The organism is Hymenobacter caeli (genome assembly GCF_013294115.1).
Lineage (GTDB): Bacteria > Bacteroidota > Bacteroidia > Cytophagales > Hymenobacteraceae > Hymenobacter > Hymenobacter caeli.
The window spans coordinates 33,787-50,430 of the sequence record NZ_JABSNP010000015.1; the positions used below are offsets into that span (position 1 = coordinate 33,787).

Here is a 16,644-nt window from a genome sequence, read left to right on the forward strand (position 1 = left end):
GAATCCCTAGGCAGTGTTCCGGTGCGGCACGGGCACCAGCACGCCGGCCAGCTCGGCGGCGCAGTCGGCCAGTTCTTCCCAGGCGGGCAGCACGAAGTACTGGTCTTGAAAGCGGGTGCCGAGCACCGGCGTGTGGCGCACGGTGTCAAGGTCAAACATGGGGCGCGGGGTGGCCTCATTCACGCAGTGGTGAATTTCGCCGGCCGACGAAAGCAAACCGGCCCCGTATAAGTGCGGCTTGCCGTCGTGCAGCACCAGTCCAAACTCGGCCGTGAAGAAGTACAAGGCCCACAATTCCCGCCGGGCGTCGTCGTCGCCCGGGGCCAGGGCCTGCGCGGCCAAGCCCACCGCGTGCAGGAACTCGGCAAACTGCGCGTCGAGCAGCATGGGCACGTGCCCGAACAGGTCGTGGAACAAGTCCGGCTCGGGGCTGAAATCAAAGTCGCGCATGGGCCGGATGCGCGTCATCACCGGAAACTCCCTCTCCGCCAGGCGCACCAGGAAGGCTTCGGGCCCTAGCGGCTGCCCCACCGGCACCAGCCGCCACCCGCTGAGGCGGAATACCTCGGCGCTCAGCACGCCCAAGTCGGGGATGGCCCCGCGGCACAGGCCGAGCTGCGCCACGGCCGCGCCAAACGCGGGCACGGCCCGCCGGTGCAGCAGGGCCGTTTGGCGGTCAAACAACACCTTCCAAACCAGCTGGTCCTGGGGAGAATAGCGGGGGGCGCGGGATTGCGTTAACATAGCGGAACACTTGGTGGGAGAGCGAAAAAAAGCCCGACTTCCTGAAGGAATCGGGCTTTTGGTGGTTTCTAGCGAGAGGAAGTAGGTTTCATACTTCGTGCTTTCCTAGTACCGCGCGTGGCCCGACGCTGCCCTGCTTAGGGCAATTAATCATTAGGCGGACGTGTTGCGCGGCTTGGAGATTCATAACTGCAACGAAGATAAGGACGGTTTTGGAATATTAGAAATATCCCATCCTTTTTTCAGTCATTTTTTTTACCAGCGGCTTTTCTAACCTACGGGGCCCTATTCTAGCTCGCCGCGCAGGGCGTACACCCGGCGCAGGTTGCGAATCAAGCGGCCCGACTCGGCAAAGTTCAGCGTCTGCTGGCCGTCGGAAGCAGCGGTTTCGGGCGTTTCGTGGGCTTCATAGAGGATGCCGTCGGCACCGGCCAGCACGGCGGCCAGGGCCATCGCGGGCACGTAGTCGCGCAGGCCAATGCCGTGGCTGGGGTCAACCACCACGGGCAGGTGGGTTTTTTCCTTGAGGATGGGCACCGCGTTCAGGTCCAGGGTGTTGCGGCTGGCCGTTTCGAACGTGCGGATGCCCCGCTCGCAGAGAATCAGCTTCTCGTTGCCGCCCGAAAACACGTACTCGGCCGACGAGAGCAGCTCCTCAATCGAGCCCGAAATACCGCGCTTGATGAGCACCGGCTTGTCCACGCCACCCAGCGCGTCGAGCAGGTTGTAGTTCTGGGTGTTGCGGGCCCCCACCTGGAACACGTCCACGTAGTCGTGCATCTCCTCGACCTGCGATACCTGCATCACTTCGGTCACAATTTTGATGCCCCGGGCCCGGGCCAATTGATGGAATAATCGAAGACCGTCCATCCCTAAACCGCGAAATGCGTAGGGCGACGAGCGGGGCTTGAACACGCCGCCGCGCATCAGGCGCACGCCGTTTTCGAGCAGGTGGTCCATCACCTTTTCCATCTGCGCCTCACTCTCGATGCTGCACGGGCCGGCGCACAGCGCCAGGCTGCCTTCGCCGATGGTCACGCCGTCGCCCAGGTCGATGACCGTGGGCTTGACGCGCCACTTGCGGCTCACGAGCTGGTAATCGTCTGATACTTGGTGCACGTCGCGCACGCCGGGCAGCTGGCCGATAGTGCGGATGTCGAAATCCTTCTTCCCAATGGCCACCAGGTAATGCGCGTGCTGGGTCGTAACGTCGGTGGTTTTGTAGCCCTGCTCGGCTAGGTGCGCCGCCAGGGCGGGCACGGAAGCCTGGGGTTCGAGTTGGAGAATCATACGGGTGGGTTGGGAGCTTAATTCTTGATGCTGGCGACGAAAGCGGCCGCCGCGGCCGGCGCGTCCGGGGCCCCTTCGAGGGCCTTGATGAGGGCCGAGCCGATGATGGCGCCGTCGGCGTGGGCGCAGGCGCGCTGGTACGAGGCTTTGTCGGCAATGCCGAAGCCAATGAGGCGCGGCGTTTTCAGGCCCATGGCTTCGATGCGCCGGAAGTAGTCGTCCTGCACGGTGGTGTCGGCCGGGCCGGTGTTGCCGGTGATGCCGGGGCCCGACACCAGGTACAGAAAGGCTTCGCTGATGCTGTCGAGGTGGCGGATGCGGGCCTCGCTTGTCTGGGGCGTGATGAGGAACACCGGCCGCAGGCCGTGCTGGCGGAAGGTATCGGCGTACATTTCTTCGTACTCAGCCACTGGCAGGTCGGGCAGAATCACGCCGTCCACGCCCGCCGCGGCGGCCTCGCGGCAGAAGTTCTCAATGCCGAATTGCAGCACCGGGTTGAGGTAGCCCATGAGCAGCACCGGCGTGTCGGGCAGGGCGGCGCGCAGGGGCCCCAGCTGGCCAAACAGCGTGCGCATGTTCATGCCGTTGGCCAGCGCCAGCGTACTGCTGTGCTGAATGACCGGCCCGTCGGCCATCGGGTCGGAAAACGGGATGCCGATTTCCAGCATGTCGGCGCCGGCAGCCACCAGGGCCTGGGCCATGGGCATGGTATCGGCCAGGGCCGGGTAGCCGGCGGTGAAGTAAATATTGAGCAGGTTTTGCTTCTGCTCGAAGGCGGTTTGGATGCGGTTCATTCGCGCAAGGTTTTGCGAGGTTAAAATAGGTTTCGCGGGTTGGCTTCCAGCGCGAGGTTTCGCAAGGTTAAAATAGGTTTCACTGACTCGGCCGACCGCGTCGTTTCGTTTAGCGAAACCTATTTTAACCTTGCGAAACCTCGCGCTGGAAACCTTGCGCTACACCAGCTTGTCGAAGTTTTTCATGTAGGTCTCCAGGTCCTTGTCGCCGCGGCCGGAGAGGTTGACCACCACCACATCGTCGGGGCCCGCGCCGAGCTGGCCGAGGGCGGCCAGGGCGTGGGCCGTTTCCAGGGCCGGGATGATGCCTTCGAGGCGGGAACATTCGCGCACGCCGGCCAAGGCCTCATCGTCGGTGATGGCGATGAAGCGGGCGCGGCCGGTGGTGCCCAGCCAGGCGTGCAGGGGCCCAATGCCGGGGTAGTCGAGGCCCGCGCTGATGGAGTAGGGCTCCGTAATCTGGCCGTCGGCGTCCTGCATCAGCAGCGTGCGGCTGCCGTGGATGATGCCCGGCGTGCCCAGCACCGACGTGGCCGCCGAGTGCCCCGAGTGGATGCCGTGGCCGGCCGCCTCCACGGCCACCAGCTGCACGCTGGGCTCGTCGAGGAAGTGGTAGAACGCGCCGGCCGCGTTGGAGCCGCCGCCCACGCAAGCCACCACGTAATCAGGCAACTCAGAGCCGGTTTTCTCCAGCAATTGCTTACGCATTTCCTCGCTGATAACGGCTTGCAGGCGCGCCACCAGGTCGGGGTACGGGTGGGGCCCCACCACCGAGCCGATGATGTAGTGCGTGTCGAGGGGGTTGGCGAGCCAGTCGCGGATGGCCTCGTTGGTGGCGTCCTTCAGGGTTTGGCTGCCGCTGACGGCGGTGCGCACCTCGGCCCCGAGCAGGCGCATGCGGGCCACGTTAGGGGCTTGGCGCTCAATGTCTACCGCACCCATGTACACCACGCAGGGCAGGCTCATCAGGGCGCACACGGTGGCGGTGGCCACGCCGTGCTGGCCGGCCCCGGTTTCGGCGATAATGCGCGTTTTGCCCAGGCGCTGGGCCAGCAGAATCTGGCCCACGGTGTTGTTGATTTTGTGGGCCCCGGTGTGGCACAGGTCCTCGCGCTTGAGGAAGATGCGGGTGTTGTACTTGGCCGACAGCCGCTTGGCCTCGAATAGCGGCGTGGGGCGGCCCACGTAGTCGCGCAGCAGCTGCTCGTACTCGGTGCGGAAGCTCGCGGAGGCCAGGATTTCCTCGTATTGGGTGCGCAGCTCTTCCACGTTCGGGAACAGCATTTCGGGCACAAAAGCGCCGCCGAACTCGCCGTAGTAGCCGCGGGCTGTGGGGGTTCGGTAAGAAGTGATAGCAGCAGGAGTCATGGCAGAAAAAGCGGTAATTCGCTCATTTAGTTACGGGTAATTACGGATCTACGCGGCGGCCCCGGGCCGGCCCAGCCCATCGAGAAACGCGGCCACCCGGGCGGGGTCTTTCACGCCGGGGGCAATTTCGAGGCCGCTGTTCAGGTCGATGCCCACCAGGCCGGGCAGTTGCAGGTTGCGGACCACGGCCGCGTGCTCGGGGCGCAGGCCGCCGGCCAGCAGGTAGGGCACGGGCCAGGGGTAATTTTCCAGCACGCGCCAGTCGAACACCCGGCCGTTGCCGCCCGGCGCGGGGCCCTGGGCATCGAAGAGAAAGTAGTCGCAGTGCAGCACGTAGGGCCCCAGCGCGTCAAAATCAAAGCCCTCCCCCACCCCGAACGCCTTGATGACCCGCAGGCCAGTCGCCCGCAGCTCGGCGCACTGCGCGGGGGTTTCGTGGCCGTGCAGCTGCACGAAATTCAGGCCGAAGCGGCACGCGGTGGCCTGCACCTGCGCGGTGGGCGCATCCACGAACACCCCCACGCGCTGCACGCGGTCGGGCAGGCCCTGCAACAAGTCGGGGGTGAGCACATCGCCCACGTAGCGCGGCGAGGCCGGCGCGAAGATGAACCCCAAGAAGTCGGGCTCCAGGTCGGCCACGGCGGTTAGGCTGGCGGCTTCGCGCATGCCGCACACCTTCACCAACAGGCGCGAAGGCAGGTCGGACGGCGCGGCTGACTGCGAAGGTGCGGAAGTTTGCATGAGCTGAAGGATAACAAGTTAGACCAGCACCGGGGCTGGTGCGGGGGCCCCGGCCAAGGCGGCCAGCTCCTGCACCAGGGCGGCGCAAGCCCGCTCGGGCCGGCTGTGGCGCATGAAGGTTTCGCCCAGCAAAAAGCCCTGGTAGCCCGCGCCGCGCAGCTGCACGATGGACTTAGCCTGGCTGATGCCGCTCTCCGACACCTTCACAAACCCGGCCGGAATGGCCTCGGCGAGGCTAAGCGAGGTGTCCAGGTTCAGGGTGAAGTCGTGCAGGTTGCGGTTGTTGACGCCCACCAGGTCCACGGCGTCGGGGTGCAGGCTGCGGGCCAGCTCGTCGCCGTCGTGCACTTCCAGCAGCACCTCCAGGCCCAGGCTTTTGGCGAGGCGGCCCAGCGTCAGGATTTCGGCGGGCGCGAGCACGGCCGCGATGAGCAGCACCACGTCGGCGCCCACGCTGCGGGCTTCGTGAATCTGGTACTCGTCCACCACGAAATCTTTGCGCAGAATGGGGCAGAAATTGAAGCGGCGGGCCGTGGTCAGGTCCTCGTTACTGCCGCCGAAAAACTCGCCGTCCGTGAGTATCGACAGGCCCGCCGCGCCGGCCTGCATGTAGCCCAGCGTAGTGCGCTCCACCGGCGCGTAGCGGTTGATCCAGCCCTGCGAGGGCGACTTCCGCTTGAACTCGGCGATGAGGCCGCTGCTGCCCGGCCGCTGCAAATAGTGCCGCAGCGAAAGCGGCTGCGCCTGGTTATAAAGACTGGTTTCGAGGAACTTCAGCGGGCGCAGCTCGCGGCGCTCGGCCACTTCGCCGCGCTTGTGGGCCACGATGCGTTCCAGAATGGTGGGGGTACTCATTTTCAGTAAACAGTTATCAGTGAGTAGTTATCAGTTGCGGGGCCCATCAGCAGCCATGCCGAACATTCCACTCGTTTAAATTAAGGGTATTATCAGAAACAAGCCTTAGGGGCCCACCAATGTTTGGGCCTATTGCGCCGCCAGCATCCGGGCAAAAGCCCCGCGGGCGGCCCCGGAGTCGAGCGATTCGCGGGCCTGGTCCAAGGCCTCGGGCCAGGCCAGGCCGGGGCGGGCGCAACGCAGGGCCAGGGCGGCGTTGGCCGTCACCACGTCGCGCTGCACGGGCGTGGCCTGGCCATCCAGAATATGCTCGAACACGGCGGCGGCGGCGGCCACCGTGGGCCCCCCGGCGAGGTCGGCCAGGGTGGCGGCGTGCAGGCCCAGGCCGGCGGGCGTCAGCAGCTGCTCGCCCTCGTAGCCGGTCACCACTTTGGCCGCGTCGGTGAGGGAAAGCTCGTCGTAGCCGTCCAGGGCGTGCACCACGGCGTAGCGGGTGCCAGTGGGCTGCAACAGGTAGTGGTACACGCGCTGCAATTCGAGGCTGAATACGCCCAGCACCTGCGCGTTGGGCCGGGCGGGGTTCACCAGGGGCCCCAGGATGTTGAAGAACGTGCGCAGCCCGAGCTCGCGGCGCACCGGGCCGGCGTGGCGCATGGCCGGGTGGTAGGTCTGGGCGTGCAGAAAGCAGATGCCGGCCTCGTCGAGCTGCCGCCGCAGCCGCCCGGGCCGGTCCTCAAAATCGACGCCGAAGTGCGCCAGCACGTTTGACGAGCCGCTGACCGACGACACGCCGAAATTGCCGTGCTTGGCCACCTTCACCCCCGCCCCGGCCACCACGAAGCTGGCCAGCGTGGAGATATTAAACGTGTTTTTGCCGTCGCCGCCGGTGCCCACAATGTCCACCAGCTCGTGGGTACCCAGCTCGGGGTCGCGGCACAGCTCCAGCAGTGCCTGGCGGAAGCCGCCCAACTCGGCCACCGTGATGGGCCGCATCCGGTACACGGCCAGGAAGGCCGCCGTTTCGGCCGGGTTGGCCCCGCCCTCGCCCAGCTGGCGCATGGCGGCGTGGGCCTCGGCCTGCGTCAGAGGCTGCTGGTCAAATAGTTTGGTGAGGATGTCTTTCACAACTGCGGATAAGTAACGAATTGGCGCTGGCGCTGTAGCGCGGACTTTGTAGTCCGCGTCGCGGCACGGTAATCGGTAGGACGAAGCGAGAGCCGCGGACTACAAAGTCCGCGCTACAGCGCTAGCTCAGCCAGTTCTTCAGCATGGCGGGGCCGTGCTCGGTGAGGATGCTTTCGGGGTGGAACTGCACGCCGCGCACGTCGTAGCGGCGGTGGCGCAGGGCCATTACTTCGCCGCCCGCGTCGAGGGCCGTTACTTCCAATTCGGCGGGCATGGTTTCGGGGCGCACAGCCCACGAGTGGTAGCGCCCCACCTGGAAGCGCGGCGGCAGGCCCCGGAATAGCTTCTCGTCGGCCACCGTCACGTCGGCGGCCGTAGCCACGCCGTGCACCACCGCCGGCAGGTTATACAGCGCCGCGCCGAAGCTCTCGGCCAGGCCCTGGTGGCCCAGGCACACGCCCAGGATGCGCTTGGTGGGCGCGTATTTCGCAATGATTTGCGGCATCAGCCCCGCCTCGGCCGGCACGCCGGGGCCCGGCGAGAGCAGCACGGCGTCGTAGGCGTCCACGGCTTCCAGGGCCAGCTTGTCGTTACGGATAACGGTGGTGTCGGCCCCGTGGCCCAGCTCTCGCAACAGCTGCACGAGGTTATAGGTGAAGGAGTCGTAGTTGTCGAGAACGAGAATCTTCATGTCAGTTTTAATTATCTATTGTATTTTCATCGTTCAGCGGGGCGCCTCACGGGACCCCCTTGGGGCCGGCCCCCTCTCCGAAAAGGAGAGGGGGTGCGTTCAACGATTTAGCTTATCTGCGTTTGCGAACCGTCCGTCTCCCCCACTCCTTTTCGGAGAGGGGGCCGGGGGGAGGCGCCTCGCTGGACGTTCAAATTACCGAACCTCCGCCGCGGCCTTCAGCGCCTGGCGCAGGGCCCCTAATTTGTGGTGCACTTCGTTCAATTCCGAGTTCATATCCGACGCGGCTACTACGCCGGCACCGGCCTGGAAGTAGAGCTGGTTGGCGTGGCTGAGAAAGGAGCGGATCATGATGGCATGGTTGAAGCTGCCGTCGAAGCCAAGGTGGCCCAGGGCCCCGCCGTAGTAGCCGCGGGCGGTGGGCTCCAGGCCATCGATGAGCTGCACGGCGCGGTGCTTGGGGGCCCCGGAGAGCGTGCCGGCCGGGAAGGTGTCGGCCACCACTTGCAGCGTGTCGGTGCCGGGCAGCAGCTGGGCCGTGACGTGGCTGACGAGGTGGATGACGTGCGAGTAGAACTGGATTTCGCGCAGCGTGCGCACGGCCACGTCGGTGCCGTGGCGGGCCAGGTCGTTGCGGGCCAGGTCCACGAGCATCACGTGCTCGGCGTTTTCCTTGGGGTCGGCGGCCAGGCGCTGGGCGGCGGCGGTGTCGGCGGCGTCATCTCCCGTGCGGCGGTAGGTGCCGGCGATGGGGTACAGGCTGGCCTCGGGGCCCTGCACGCGCAGCTGCGCCTCGGGCGAGGAGCCGAAGATTTTGTAGTCGCCGTAGTCGAAGTAGAACAGGTACGGCGAGGGGTTGATGGAGCGCAGGGCCCGGTACACGTTAAACTCGTCGCCGGTAAAACCCTGCTGGAAGCGCCGCGACACCACAATCTGGAACACGTCGCCGCGGTGGCAGTGGGCCTGGCCCTGCGCCAGCCGCACCAGAAACTCGGCGTCGGTCTGGTTGCTGCTTTCTTCCCCACTCAGGGAGAAATCGAAGGCCGGCACGCCGGGGTTGCGCACCAGGTTTTCGAGGCGGTCCAGCCCGTCGGGGGCCGCTTCGGCGCCGTCGGTGCTGTGCTCGAAAATGTGCAGCTCCTGCCGGAAGTGGTTGAAGGCGATGACGTAGCGGTACACGCCGTAGCGCATAGGCGGAATGTCGCCGGCCGGAATCTTGTCCGGGTTCAGCGTCACGTCCTCGAAGGCCTGCACGGCCTCGTAGCCCAGGTAGCCGAACAGGCCGGTGCTGATAAACGGGAACGCGGGGGCCCCGGCGTCGGGCGCGAAGGCGGCGGCGAAGTCGCGCAGCCGGGCCAGGGCGTCGCGGGGCTCGGCCAGGGTTTCGGTGGTGGCCGGGGCCCCGGGCAGGGCCTGGTGCAGCACGCCGCCGCGGCGCAGCTCGAAGGTGGCCAGCGGCTCGCACACGAGGTAGCTGAAGGCGTTTTGCTGGCCGTGGTAGTCGGCGCTTTCCAGCAGCAGGCAGTTGGCGTAGTGGTCGCGCAGGCGCAGGTACAGGCCCACGGGCGTCACGGTATCGGCGAGCAGGCGGCGGTGGCGGGTGCGGAGCTGGTGGGGTTGGGCGGGCATGAAAGGGAGGCAAAGGTGGGTGGTTGGGGCCCCGGCCGGATATGCAAAAAGCCCGGCTGGGCGGCCGGGCTCTTCGTGGGATGTAGTAAAATCAAGCACTGACTTTACCGCGCACACTGGCTGTCCGGTCCGGAAGTACGGAGCGGCCACCACCAGGCTTTTGCGGTAAATTGTGCGGTCATAGTCAGATCAGGGCCCCCAGCGGTTGCTGGCGACGGGGCAAAGGTAGCAGCGGTTTTTTATTTACCAAATGCCGGGGCCACACGCCGGGCTACCGGCTTTGCGCCAGCCGCCCGCTAGCCGCCGCACGGCCGGTGGCAACGCCCCGGGCCGGGAGAGCAACGAGTAGTGGGCCGCTGACGCAAAGGCCAGCTGCCGGCCCTTGGGCATTTCCTCTGCTCTCAAACATTTGCCCACCCCTGCTACTTGTTGAGCCAATCCAAATTTTTCCCTAATTCTCAACACCCATGAAGCAATTTTTCCTCGCCTCGGGCGCGGCCCTGGCCCTGCTGGCCACCCCGGCCCTGGCCCAGAAGGCCCAGAAACTGGCCCCGATGGCCCCCATGGCCAGCTGCTGCGCCAAGCCGGTGGCCGCCACCGAAACCTTCGCCATGCTGGCCTCCAGCGAAGAATTCGTAAACAGCCACGAGACGCCCCTGCCCTACACCTACGCCGGCGCAGGCGAAACCATCGAGTTCAAAACGTCGGACGGCACGCCCGGCCACGGCTTCGAAATCAAGAGCGCCAAGCCCAGCGCCAAGTACCTGTTCGTGATTCACGAGTACTGGGGCCTGAACGACTACATCAAGAAGGAAGCCGCCGAGTACGCCCAGGAGCTGCCCGACGTGAACGTCATCGCCGTGGACCTCTACGACGGCAAAATCGCCACCACCCAGGCCGAGGCCGGCCAGTACATGGCCGCCGTGAAAACCGAGCGCGCCACCGCCATCCTCAAGGGGGCCGAAGCCTACGCGGGCCCCAAGGCGGCCTTTGCCTCCATCGGCTGGTGCTTCGGCGGCGGCTGGAGCTTGCAGGAAGCCTTGCTGGGCGGCAAGCAAACGGTGGGCTGCGTGATGTACTACGGCATGCCCGAGAAGAACGTGGAGCGCCTTAAGTCGCTGAACACTGACGTGCTGGGCATTTTCGCTACGCAAGACAAGTGGATCAACCCCGAAGTGGTGGCCCAGTTCCAAAAGGACATGGCCGCCGCCGGCAAAAAGGTGACCGTGAAGAGCTACGACGCCGACCACGCCTTTGCCAACCCCTCGAACCCCAAGTTCAAGCAGGACGATGCGGCCGACGCCCACAAGCTCGCCCTGGCCTACTTGAAAACCAAGTTCGCCGCCGCTAAAGCGATGAAGAAGGCATAATTATTTTGAGATTGCGAAGCTGTTTAAGAATTGACTGGAAACACCCCCAGAACGTCATGCTTATCTGGCGTCCGCGCAGCCGAAGCATGACACTCCAGGAATCTTTGAAATAGCTTCTTTATTAAAAAAGGCCGCCTGGATTACTCCAGGCGGCCTTTTTTTACTTTTTAGGGCCCCGGAAATTACCGGTTGTTCATGCGCTGAAAAACGGTATCCAGCTCGGCCCGCGACGCGAGGCGCGACTGTTCCGAAGAGCCGTAACCGACCTCCTGCTCGCCGGCCGCCAGGCGGGCCATCACGGCATCGGCGAAGGCGTCGAGGGGCTCGCCGAAGGTGTGCAGGCCGGGGCCCCCGAGGTCGGTGTTCACGGCCGGCGGCACGATTTCGAGCACCTGCACGCCCACGGCCGCCAGCTCGTGCCGTAGCGTGAGGGTGAGCGAGTGCAGCGCGGCCTTGGTGGCGCAGTACACCGGCATCATCGCCATCGGCGCGAAAGCCAGGCCCGAGGTGACGTTGATGACCGCCGCGCCGGGCTGCCGGCGCAGGTGCGGCACGAGCAGCGTGGCTAGGTGGATGGGCGCGTCGAAGTTGATGGCGATTTCCTGGCGGCGGGTTTCCCAGGCCACGGTTTCGTCGGTGAGGGACAGGCGGTTTTGGATGCCGGCGTTGTTCACCAGCACGTTGAGGGCCGGGAATTCGGCCGTGGCCCAGGCTACCAAAGCTTCGCGCTCGGCGGGGTCGGCCACGTCGGCCACGCGGGTGTGCAGGCCGGGGTGCTGCTGCTGGGCCTCGGCGAGCTTGTCGGCCCGGCGGCCGCAGACGATGACGGTGCTGCCGGCCTGTAAAAAGCGAACGGCCAGGGCCAGGCCGATGCCGGAGGCCCCGCCGGTGATGAGGACGGTGTTGTGGGAAAGGTTCATGAGGGGAAAATTGGGGCGAAGGTGCGGTTTTGACTTACGCCAACAGCGGGCCCCACGGCCGGGTTTTGCCGCCGGGGCCCTATTTTTCGGCCCCGAAACGCCCTTTTTGATTTCCGCCCATGAACGCCCTGCTGCTGATTGACGTGCAAAACGATTTCGTGCCCGGCGGGGCGCTGGCCGTGCCCGGGGGCGACGCCATCCTCGCGCAGCTCAATGCGTTGCAATCCAAGTTTGAGCTGGTGGTGGCGTCGCAGGACTGGCACCCGGCCGGGCACCGCAGCTTCGCCAGCGCCCACCCGGGCCACGCGGCCTTCACCGAAATCGAGTGGCTGGGCCGGCCCCAGATGCTCTGGCCCGACCACTGCGTGCAGGGCACGCCGGGGGCCGAATTGCACCCGGCTCTGAACACCGACCGGGTGGAAGCCATCTTTCGCAAGGGCACCGACCCGGCCATCGACTCGTACAGCGCCTTTTTCGACAACGGCCACCGCAAGGCCACCGGCCTGGGGGCCTACCTGCGCGGCCGGGGCATCACGCGCGTGTACATCGCCGGGCTGGCCGCCGACTACTGCGTCTATTTCACCGCCAAAGACGCCTTGGCCGAAGGCTTTGAGGCCGTGGTGCTTGAAGACGCCACCCGCGCCATCTCGGCCGAAGGGTGGGCCGCGGCGCAGGCCGATTTGCTGGCGCTGGGCGGCCTGGTACAGGCCAGCCACGGCGGCTTGCGGGAGAGCTGAGGGGGTTAATTTTTAATTATTTCTTCCGCCCGGGCCACCACCGCAAACAGCGGGTCGCCGGTGCGGGGGCTGCGGTCAAGCAGCTCGATGCCCTCCCAGCCGCCGGCGGCCAGCAGGAATTGGCGCACCAGGGCCAGGTGGCCGCGGTCGTCGAGGGCCTGCCAGGCGGCAATGGCCTTGCTGGGGAAGCAGCGGTTGGAGAAGGTGATGACCAGCGGGGCCCCGGGGCGCAGCACCCGGGCCAGCTCGCGCAGCACGGCCACGGGCTGGGTGAGGTAATCGACGGACACGCAAATCGCGGCCCCGTCGAATTCGTCGTCGGCGAAGGGCAGGGCGGGCTGCTGGTTGAGGTCCTGCACCAGGTGGGCCGTGAGGCGGGGGTTGGCCCGCAGCTCGGCGGCGTTCATGCCCAGGCCCACCACGCGGCGGTAGGGCACGTCGGCGGGCAGGTGGCTCACCCAGCTGCTCATCAAATCGAGCAGGGCCCCGCCGGCCGGAAAATACTCGCGGTACAGCTGCGTGACGGCCGCCACGGCCCCGGCGTCGATGTGCGTGACGAAGCGCGGGGCCTGGTAGAAGTGGGCATCGGGGGTTTCGTCCTGCCGCCGGAAGGCTTCGGGGGGGAAAGAATGCGGATTTTCGGGGCTCATGGGAATGGACAATGGCTGGCGGCTAAACCCGCCGGGGGGCCCGGGGGTTGCGCGGCGCGGCGGCTACTTTTGCGCCGTGCCACCCGCCACCCCCGCCCCGCCCTTCACCCTCCGCCCCGCCACCGCCGCCGACGTGCCCGCCCTGGCCGCCCTCGTCAACGATGCCTACCGCGGCGAGGCTTCGCGCCGGGGCTGGACCACCGAGGCCGACCTGCTCGACGGCCCGCGCATCGACGCGGCGGCGCTGCACGAGCTGCTGGGGGCCCCGGGCGGGGGCTTCGTGCTGGCCGTGGGAGCCGCCGGGCAGCTGCTGGGCTGCGTCTATTTGCAGGCGCAGGCCGGCCGCCTCTACCTCGGCACGCTGGCCGTGGCCCCGGCGGCCCAGGCCCACGGCCTGGGCCGGCACCTGCTGGCCGCCGCCGAAGCCCGGGCCCGGCAGCAAGGCTGCTCGCACCTGAAAATGACCGTGCTGGCGGCCCGCCCCGAGCTGCTGGCCTGGTACGAGCGGCGCGGCTACGGGCGCACCGGGGCCACCGAGCCGTTTCCCGCCACCGCCCGCTTCGGCCGGCCCCGCCAGCCGCTGGAGCTGGTGGTGCTGGAAAAAGCGGTGCCCCCACCCGCATAGGCAGGCGGCGCGGGTGGGCGGGTAAAGGGCCGGTTTCCCTGCACGTTCCAGCGCCGGTTTCAGACGAGCGCCCCGCCCTTAATGGAGATTTATTCCTGAATTAAAAACAAGTAGAAAAACCGTCTTGCTCATCTGGCATCCACGGTTTTATACATTACACAAACACGTTATTAAATTAATAATTATGTATTAATTGCCTGATAGTTAAATTTTTAATTCTAGCCGTTTACCTGGAGGCTGCCCGAGAGGTGCCGCTGTTGTACCCCGCCCGCCGGGGCCACCGTATGCCCATTCGTTCCTTCACCCACTGCTGCAAATTACTTTATGGATACGGTAGCCCCCGGCGTCACCCAGCTGCGCATTCAGCGCTTTGTGAACGTGTATTTTATTGATGCCGGCACGCCCGGCGAGTGGGTGTTGGTGGACACCGGCCTGCCCGGCAGCGAAAAAACCATCCGCGCCGCTGCCGAGGAGCTGTACGGGCCAGGGGCAACGCCCCAGGCCATTGTCCTCACCCACGGCCACCTCGACCACCTGGGCTCGGCCCGGGCGCTGGCCACGGGCTGGCACGTGCCCGTGCTGGTGCACCCGCTGGAATTGCCCTACGTGACGGCCCGGGCCCTGTACCCGCCGCGCGACCCCACCGTGGGCGGCTCGCTGGCCTTTGCCAGCCGGTTCTTCCCCACCCAGCTGCCCGACTTGGGCGACGTGGTGCAGGAGCTGCCGCTGGCCGACGACGCGGTGCCCTTCCTGCCCGCCTGGCGCTGGCTGCACGTGCCGGGCCACGCCCCGGGCCAGGTTGCCTTGTTCCGCGAAGCCGACCGCACCCTGCTTGGCGGCGACGCCTTCGCCACCACCGACCACAAATCGGTTTTTGCCGTGCTGGTGGGCGTGCCCAAAATCAGCGTGGCCGGCCCGCCCTTCAACTACGACTGGCCGCAGTGCCACCGCTCGGTGCAAACGCTGGCCGCTCTGGAGCCCGCCGCCATTGGCTGCGGCCACGGCCCGGTCATCCAGGGGCCCGCCGCCGCGGCAGGCTTGCACCACTTGGCCGCCCATTACCAACTGCCCGCCCAGGGCCGCTATCTGCACGAGCCGGCCCGCACCGATGCCAGCGGCGTAGAGCACCTGCCGCCCAAGCCCGTCGATAAACTGCCCCGCCAGGCCGCGGCCTTCGGCGCGGGCCTGCTGCTGGCCGGCGCGGCGTGGCTGCTGGCCCGCCGCGGGCGCGGCCCGCGCCGACCGTCTAAAAAGCGCAAATAGCCCCGGGCGTAGGGCCCGGCGCTATTTTTGCCAATGGGCGGCGCCCGAACCATTGTGCGCGGCCCGACATTTTATGTTCCTCTGCCCCCTGCCCTACCCCCGCTGCTTGCTGGCCGCGCTGCTGCTGCCGGGCCCGGCCCCGGGCCCGCCCGCCGCTTTTTTTGCCACGTACCGCTACACGGCCTACACCGTGTACGACCACACCACCGACGCCCCGCCCACCCGGGTGCCGGGCGTGGGCGGCACCCTGGCCCTGCGCCCCGACGGCACCTACGACAAGCGCCTGAGCCTGCTCATGGGCGACAGCGGCCCGCGCCTGTTTGCCCAGCACGGGCGCTTCGCGACGCAGGGCGACAGCATCCGCTTCCTTTTTACCGACGCCAAGGGCCCCGACGTGCAGCGCGGCACCTACCGCTACGACGCCCGCACGCGCCGCCTCACCATTGCCATTGCCGGCTACCCGCCCGGCAACCGGGGCGTGTATGAGCTGGTGGCCGGGGCCCCGCCGGCCCGCCGCAAATGAACGCGCGGTGCCCCCAGCGGCGTCAACCGTTGCTCATCCACGCGGTGTTGTCGTTGTTGCGGTCTTCGCTGCCAATCGCCCGGTCGGCTTTGCTGCCGGCCAGGACCTGGGGCGGCGGCACGCCAGGTTTCGCGCCGCCGCGGGCCCGGACGAAGTAGCCCAGGTAGAGGGCGGGCACCATGAACACCCAGCCCGGCACGCGCGGGCCGGGGCCCAGCAGCGCCACCGCCGCCAGCAGTGCCCAGACGGTGGCCACCCCGGCCAGCACCTTCCCAAACGCCGTGCGCGCCAGGACGCGGGGCCGGGCGGCGGCCAGCCCGCGGGCCGGGCCGTCCGCGGCCGCCAGGGCCCCGGCGGCCGCGGGCCGGGCCTCCTCGAGCCGGGCGGCCAGCGCCTCCGCCCAGTCGTCGAGGGTGAGGAGGCCGGCGGCGGGGGTGCGCAGGCGCTTGCTGAAGCGGAGCCGGCCGCCGTGCAGCGTCAGCTCCAGTATCTGGTAGTACGATTCTTGGGGCCGCAGGTAGTTGGCGATGCGCGGCAGGGGCACGTCCTGGGCCGGGCGGCCGGGGGCCGCCGGCCGGACGCGCAGGGCGTCGGGCCGCAGCTCCAGCTGCACGGCCCGGTAGCCGCGCTGCCAGGCCCAGTAGCCCAGCGCCAGCAGGGCCGCCGCCGGCACCAGCCCCTGGGCGCTGGGGGCCGCGGTCAGGTTCAGCAGCGCCAGGACGAGGCCGGCCACCGGGGCCAGCACCATCAGCCAGATGTAGCCCACCTTGACGGCGAAGGCTTCGCAGGTGGGCCCGGCCGGCGGGGCGGGGGGCGCAGCGGCGGCCCCCGCCGGCGGGAACCCGGGGGCGGCAGTCGGAACGGTGTCCATGAAGCTCGGAATTAAAGGGGTGGGAAAATACGGGCGGGGTCGTTCACCGGCAGGCCACGAAAACCAGTTCTTCAGCGGCCGGGCCGGTTAGTCGCCGTTGCGGGCGTTGTCGCGGTCGGCTTCGATGCCCGTGAGCACTTTGGTTTCCACTTTCAGCGTTCCGCGGGCCCAAAAGAAATAGCCCAGGTAGAGCGCCGACCCCAGCAGCAGCGGCCGGCCCCCCGGACTGGCGGCGGCCAGCAGCAGCGCGCCGGCCAGCAGGCCCAGGCCCGCCAGCACGGCCAGCAGGAGGCCCCCCGCGCCGCGGGCAAACCCACCGGCGGGCGGCCCCGGGGCGGTGGGGGCCGGGCGGGTGGCCGGAGCAGCGGCCGGGCCAGCCGCGGGCGGCGTGTGGGCAGCGGAAGATGGGCAGGGCGTTTCCATAAAAATGGGGGAAGAAGGTTGGAGA

General features: G+C 67.4%; 18 protein-coding genes. 5 read left to right on the forward strand and 13 right to left on the reverse strand.

The genetic code is table 11. From position 1 onward, the window contains the following. Positions 1–6: 6 nt before the first annotated feature. From HNP98_RS15175 to HNP98_RS15215, 9 genes are all read right to left on the reverse strand, one after another. The gene (locus HNP98_RS15175; RefSeq protein ID WP_173811013.1) at positions 7–744 is read right to left on the reverse strand and encodes a phenylalanine-4-hydroxylase; all 738 of its coding nucleotides are present in this window, start codon (positions 742–744) and stop codon (positions 7–9) included. Positions 745–1,029: 285 nt separating this feature from the next. Beyond that, positions 1,030–2,034 carry a 3-deoxy-7-phosphoheptulonate synthase gene (gene aroF, locus HNP98_RS15180; RefSeq protein ID WP_173811014.1) on the reverse strand — a complete coding sequence of 335 codons (1,005 nt, stop codon included), beginning with the start codon at positions 2,032–2,034 and terminating at the stop codon, positions 1,030–1,032. Positions 2,035–2,051: 17 nt separating this feature from the next. Next, positions 2,052–2,828: a tryptophan synthase subunit alpha gene (gene trpA, locus HNP98_RS15185; RefSeq protein ID WP_173811015.1), complete on the reverse strand. Its 777-nt coding sequence runs from the start codon at positions 2,826–2,828 to the stop codon at positions 2,052–2,054. Positions 2,829–2,987: 159 nt separating this feature from the next. Next, positions 2,988–4,196 carry a tryptophan synthase subunit beta gene (gene trpB, locus HNP98_RS15190; protein ID WP_173811016.1) on the reverse strand — a complete coding sequence of 403 codons (1,209 nt, stop codon included), beginning with the start codon at positions 4,194–4,196 and terminating at the stop codon, positions 2,988–2,990. A gap of 48 nt (positions 4,197–4,244) precedes the next feature. Beyond that, positions 4,245–4,937 carry a phosphoribosylanthranilate isomerase gene (locus HNP98_RS15195; RefSeq protein ID WP_173811017.1) on the reverse strand — a complete coding sequence of 231 codons (693 nt, stop codon included), beginning with the start codon at positions 4,935–4,937 and terminating at the stop codon, positions 4,245–4,247. Positions 4,938–4,955: 18 nt separating this feature from the next. Beyond that, a complete protein-coding gene (trpC, locus tag HNP98_RS15200) occupies positions 4,956–5,792 on the reverse strand; it encodes an indole-3-glycerol phosphate synthase TrpC (protein WP_173811018.1) in 837 nt (278 codons plus the stop codon). A gap of 129 nt (positions 5,793–5,921) precedes the next feature. Further along, the gene (gene trpD / locus HNP98_RS15205) at positions 5,922–6,917 is read right to left on the reverse strand and encodes an anthranilate phosphoribosyltransferase (protein ID WP_173811019.1); all 996 of its coding nucleotides are present in this window, start codon (positions 6,915–6,917) and stop codon (positions 5,922–5,924) included. Positions 6,918–7,038: 121 nt separating this feature from the next. Beyond that, complete coding sequence (locus tag HNP98_RS15210) at positions 7,039–7,608, reverse strand: anthranilate synthase component II (protein ID WP_173811020.1); 570 nt, start codon at positions 7,606–7,608, stop codon at positions 7,039–7,041. 195 nt (positions 7,609–7,803) lie between these two features. Further along, positions 7,804–9,237, reverse strand: a complete 1,434-nt coding sequence (locus HNP98_RS15215) for an anthranilate synthase component I family protein (RefSeq protein WP_173811021.1) — start codon at positions 9,235–9,237, stop codon at positions 7,804–7,806. A 467-nt stretch (positions 9,238–9,704) separates the two neighbouring features. On the opposite strand from HNP98_RS15215, the gene HNP98_RS15220 reads away from it, so the two are divergent. Then, on the forward strand, positions 9,705–10,607 hold the full coding sequence (locus tag HNP98_RS15220) for a dienelactone hydrolase family protein (protein WP_246275155.1): 903 nt from the start codon (positions 9,705–9,707) through the stop codon (positions 10,605–10,607). A 182-nt stretch (positions 10,608–10,789) separates the two neighbouring features. Here the strand turns inward: HNP98_RS15220 and HNP98_RS15225 are convergent, their stop codons facing one another. Next, a complete protein-coding gene (locus HNP98_RS15225; RefSeq protein WP_173811022.1) occupies positions 10,790–11,527 on the reverse strand; it encodes an SDR family oxidoreductase in 738 nt (245 codons plus the stop codon). Between the two features lie 119 nt (positions 11,528–11,646). On the opposite strand from HNP98_RS15225, the gene pncA reads away from it, so the two are divergent. Then, complete coding sequence (gene pncA, locus HNP98_RS15230) at positions 11,647–12,264, forward strand: bifunctional nicotinamidase/pyrazinamidase (protein WP_173811023.1); 618 nt, start codon at positions 11,647–11,649, stop codon at positions 12,262–12,264. A gap of 5 nt (positions 12,265–12,269) precedes the next feature. Here the strand turns inward: pncA and HNP98_RS15235 are convergent, their stop codons facing one another. Beyond that, positions 12,270–12,914, reverse strand: coding sequence for a class I SAM-dependent methyltransferase (locus HNP98_RS15235; RefSeq protein ID WP_173811024.1), 645 nt, complete (start codon positions 12,912–12,914; stop codon positions 12,270–12,272). Between the two features lie 76 nt (positions 12,915–12,990). Here HNP98_RS15235 and HNP98_RS15240 point away from each other — a divergent pair, with 76 nt between their 5' ends. From HNP98_RS15240 to HNP98_RS15250, 3 genes are all read left to right on the forward strand, one after another. Next, positions 12,991–13,539 (forward strand): GNAT family N-acetyltransferase, encoded by a 549-nt coding sequence (locus HNP98_RS15240; RefSeq protein ID WP_317171120.1) that lies wholly within the window; start codon positions 12,991–12,993, stop codon positions 13,537–13,539. Between the two features lie 324 nt (positions 13,540–13,863). Further along, positions 13,864–14,802 (forward strand): MBL fold metallo-hydrolase, encoded by a 939-nt coding sequence (locus HNP98_RS15245; protein WP_173811025.1) that lies wholly within the window; start codon positions 13,864–13,866, stop codon positions 14,800–14,802. Between the two features lie 73 nt (positions 14,803–14,875). After that, complete coding sequence (locus HNP98_RS15250) at positions 14,876–15,325, forward strand: hypothetical protein (RefSeq protein ID WP_173811026.1); 450 nt, start codon at positions 14,876–14,878, stop codon at positions 15,323–15,325. 22 nt (positions 15,326–15,347) lie between these two features. On the opposite strand, the gene HNP98_RS15255 is transcribed toward HNP98_RS15250, so the two are convergent. Both HNP98_RS15255 and HNP98_RS15260 read right to left on the reverse strand, forming a co-directional pair. Continuing rightward, positions 15,348–16,196: a hypothetical protein gene (locus HNP98_RS15255; RefSeq protein ID WP_173811027.1), complete on the reverse strand. Its 849-nt coding sequence runs from the start codon at positions 16,194–16,196 to the stop codon at positions 15,348–15,350. An 87-nt stretch (positions 16,197–16,283) separates the two neighbouring features. Then, positions 16,284–16,619 (reverse strand): hypothetical protein, encoded by a 336-nt coding sequence (locus HNP98_RS15260; RefSeq protein WP_173811028.1) that lies wholly within the window; start codon positions 16,617–16,619, stop codon positions 16,284–16,286. Positions 16,620–16,644: the final 25 nt, after the last annotated feature.

Coding starts and splice junctions, on each gene's coding strand:
- HNP98_RS15175 (WP_173811013.1), bottom strand. CDS start 744: ATGTTAACGCAATCCCGCGCCCCCCGCTATTCTCCCCAGGACCAGCTG.
- aroF (WP_173811014.1), bottom strand. CDS start 2,034: ATGATTCTCCAACTCGAACCCCAGGCTTCCGTGCCCGCCCTGGCGGCG.
- trpA (WP_173811015.1), bottom strand. CDS start 2,828: ATGAACCGCATCCAAACCGCCTTCGAGCAGAAGCAAAACCTGCTCAAT.
- trpB (WP_173811016.1), bottom strand. CDS start 4,196: ATGACTCCTGCTGCTATCACTTCTTACCGAACCCCCACAGCCCGCGGC.
- HNP98_RS15195 (WP_173811017.1), bottom strand. CDS start 4,937: ATGCAAACTTCCGCACCTTCGCAGTCAGCCGCGCCGTCCGACCTGCCT.
- trpC (WP_173811018.1), bottom strand. CDS start 5,792: ATGAGTACCCCCACCATTCTGGAACGCATCGTGGCCCACAAGCGCGGC.
- HNP98_RS15210 (WP_173811020.1), bottom strand. CDS start 7,608: ATGAAGATTCTCGTTCTCGACAACTACGACTCCTTCACCTATAACCTC.
- HNP98_RS15215 (WP_173811021.1), bottom strand. CDS start 9,237: ATGCCCGCCCAACCCCACCAGCTCCGCACCCGCCACCGCCGCCTGCTC.
- HNP98_RS15220 (WP_246275155.1), top strand. CDS start 9,705: ATGAAGCAATTTTTCCTCGCCTCGGGCGCGGCCCTGGCCCTGCTGGCC.
- HNP98_RS15225 (WP_173811022.1), bottom strand. CDS start 11,527: ATGAACCTTTCCCACAACACCGTCCTCATCACCGGCGGGGCCTCCGGC.
- pncA (WP_173811023.1), top strand. CDS start 11,647: ATGAACGCCCTGCTGCTGATTGACGTGCAAAACGATTTCGTGCCCGGC.
- HNP98_RS15235 (WP_173811024.1), bottom strand. CDS start 12,914: ATGAGCCCCGAAAATCCGCATTCTTTCCCCCCCGAAGCCTTCCGGCGG.
- HNP98_RS15245 (WP_173811025.1), top strand. CDS start 13,864: ATGGATACGGTAGCCCCCGGCGTCACCCAGCTGCGCATTCAGCGCTTT.
- HNP98_RS15250 (WP_173811026.1), top strand. CDS start 14,876: ATGTTCCTCTGCCCCCTGCCCTACCCCCGCTGCTTGCTGGCCGCGCTG.
- HNP98_RS15255 (WP_173811027.1), bottom strand. CDS start 16,196: ATGGACACCGTTCCGACTGCCGCCCCCGGGTTCCCGCCGGCGGGGGCC.
- HNP98_RS15260 (WP_173811028.1), bottom strand. CDS start 16,619: ATGGAAACGCCCTGCCCATCTTCCGCTGCCCACACGCCGCCCGCGGCT.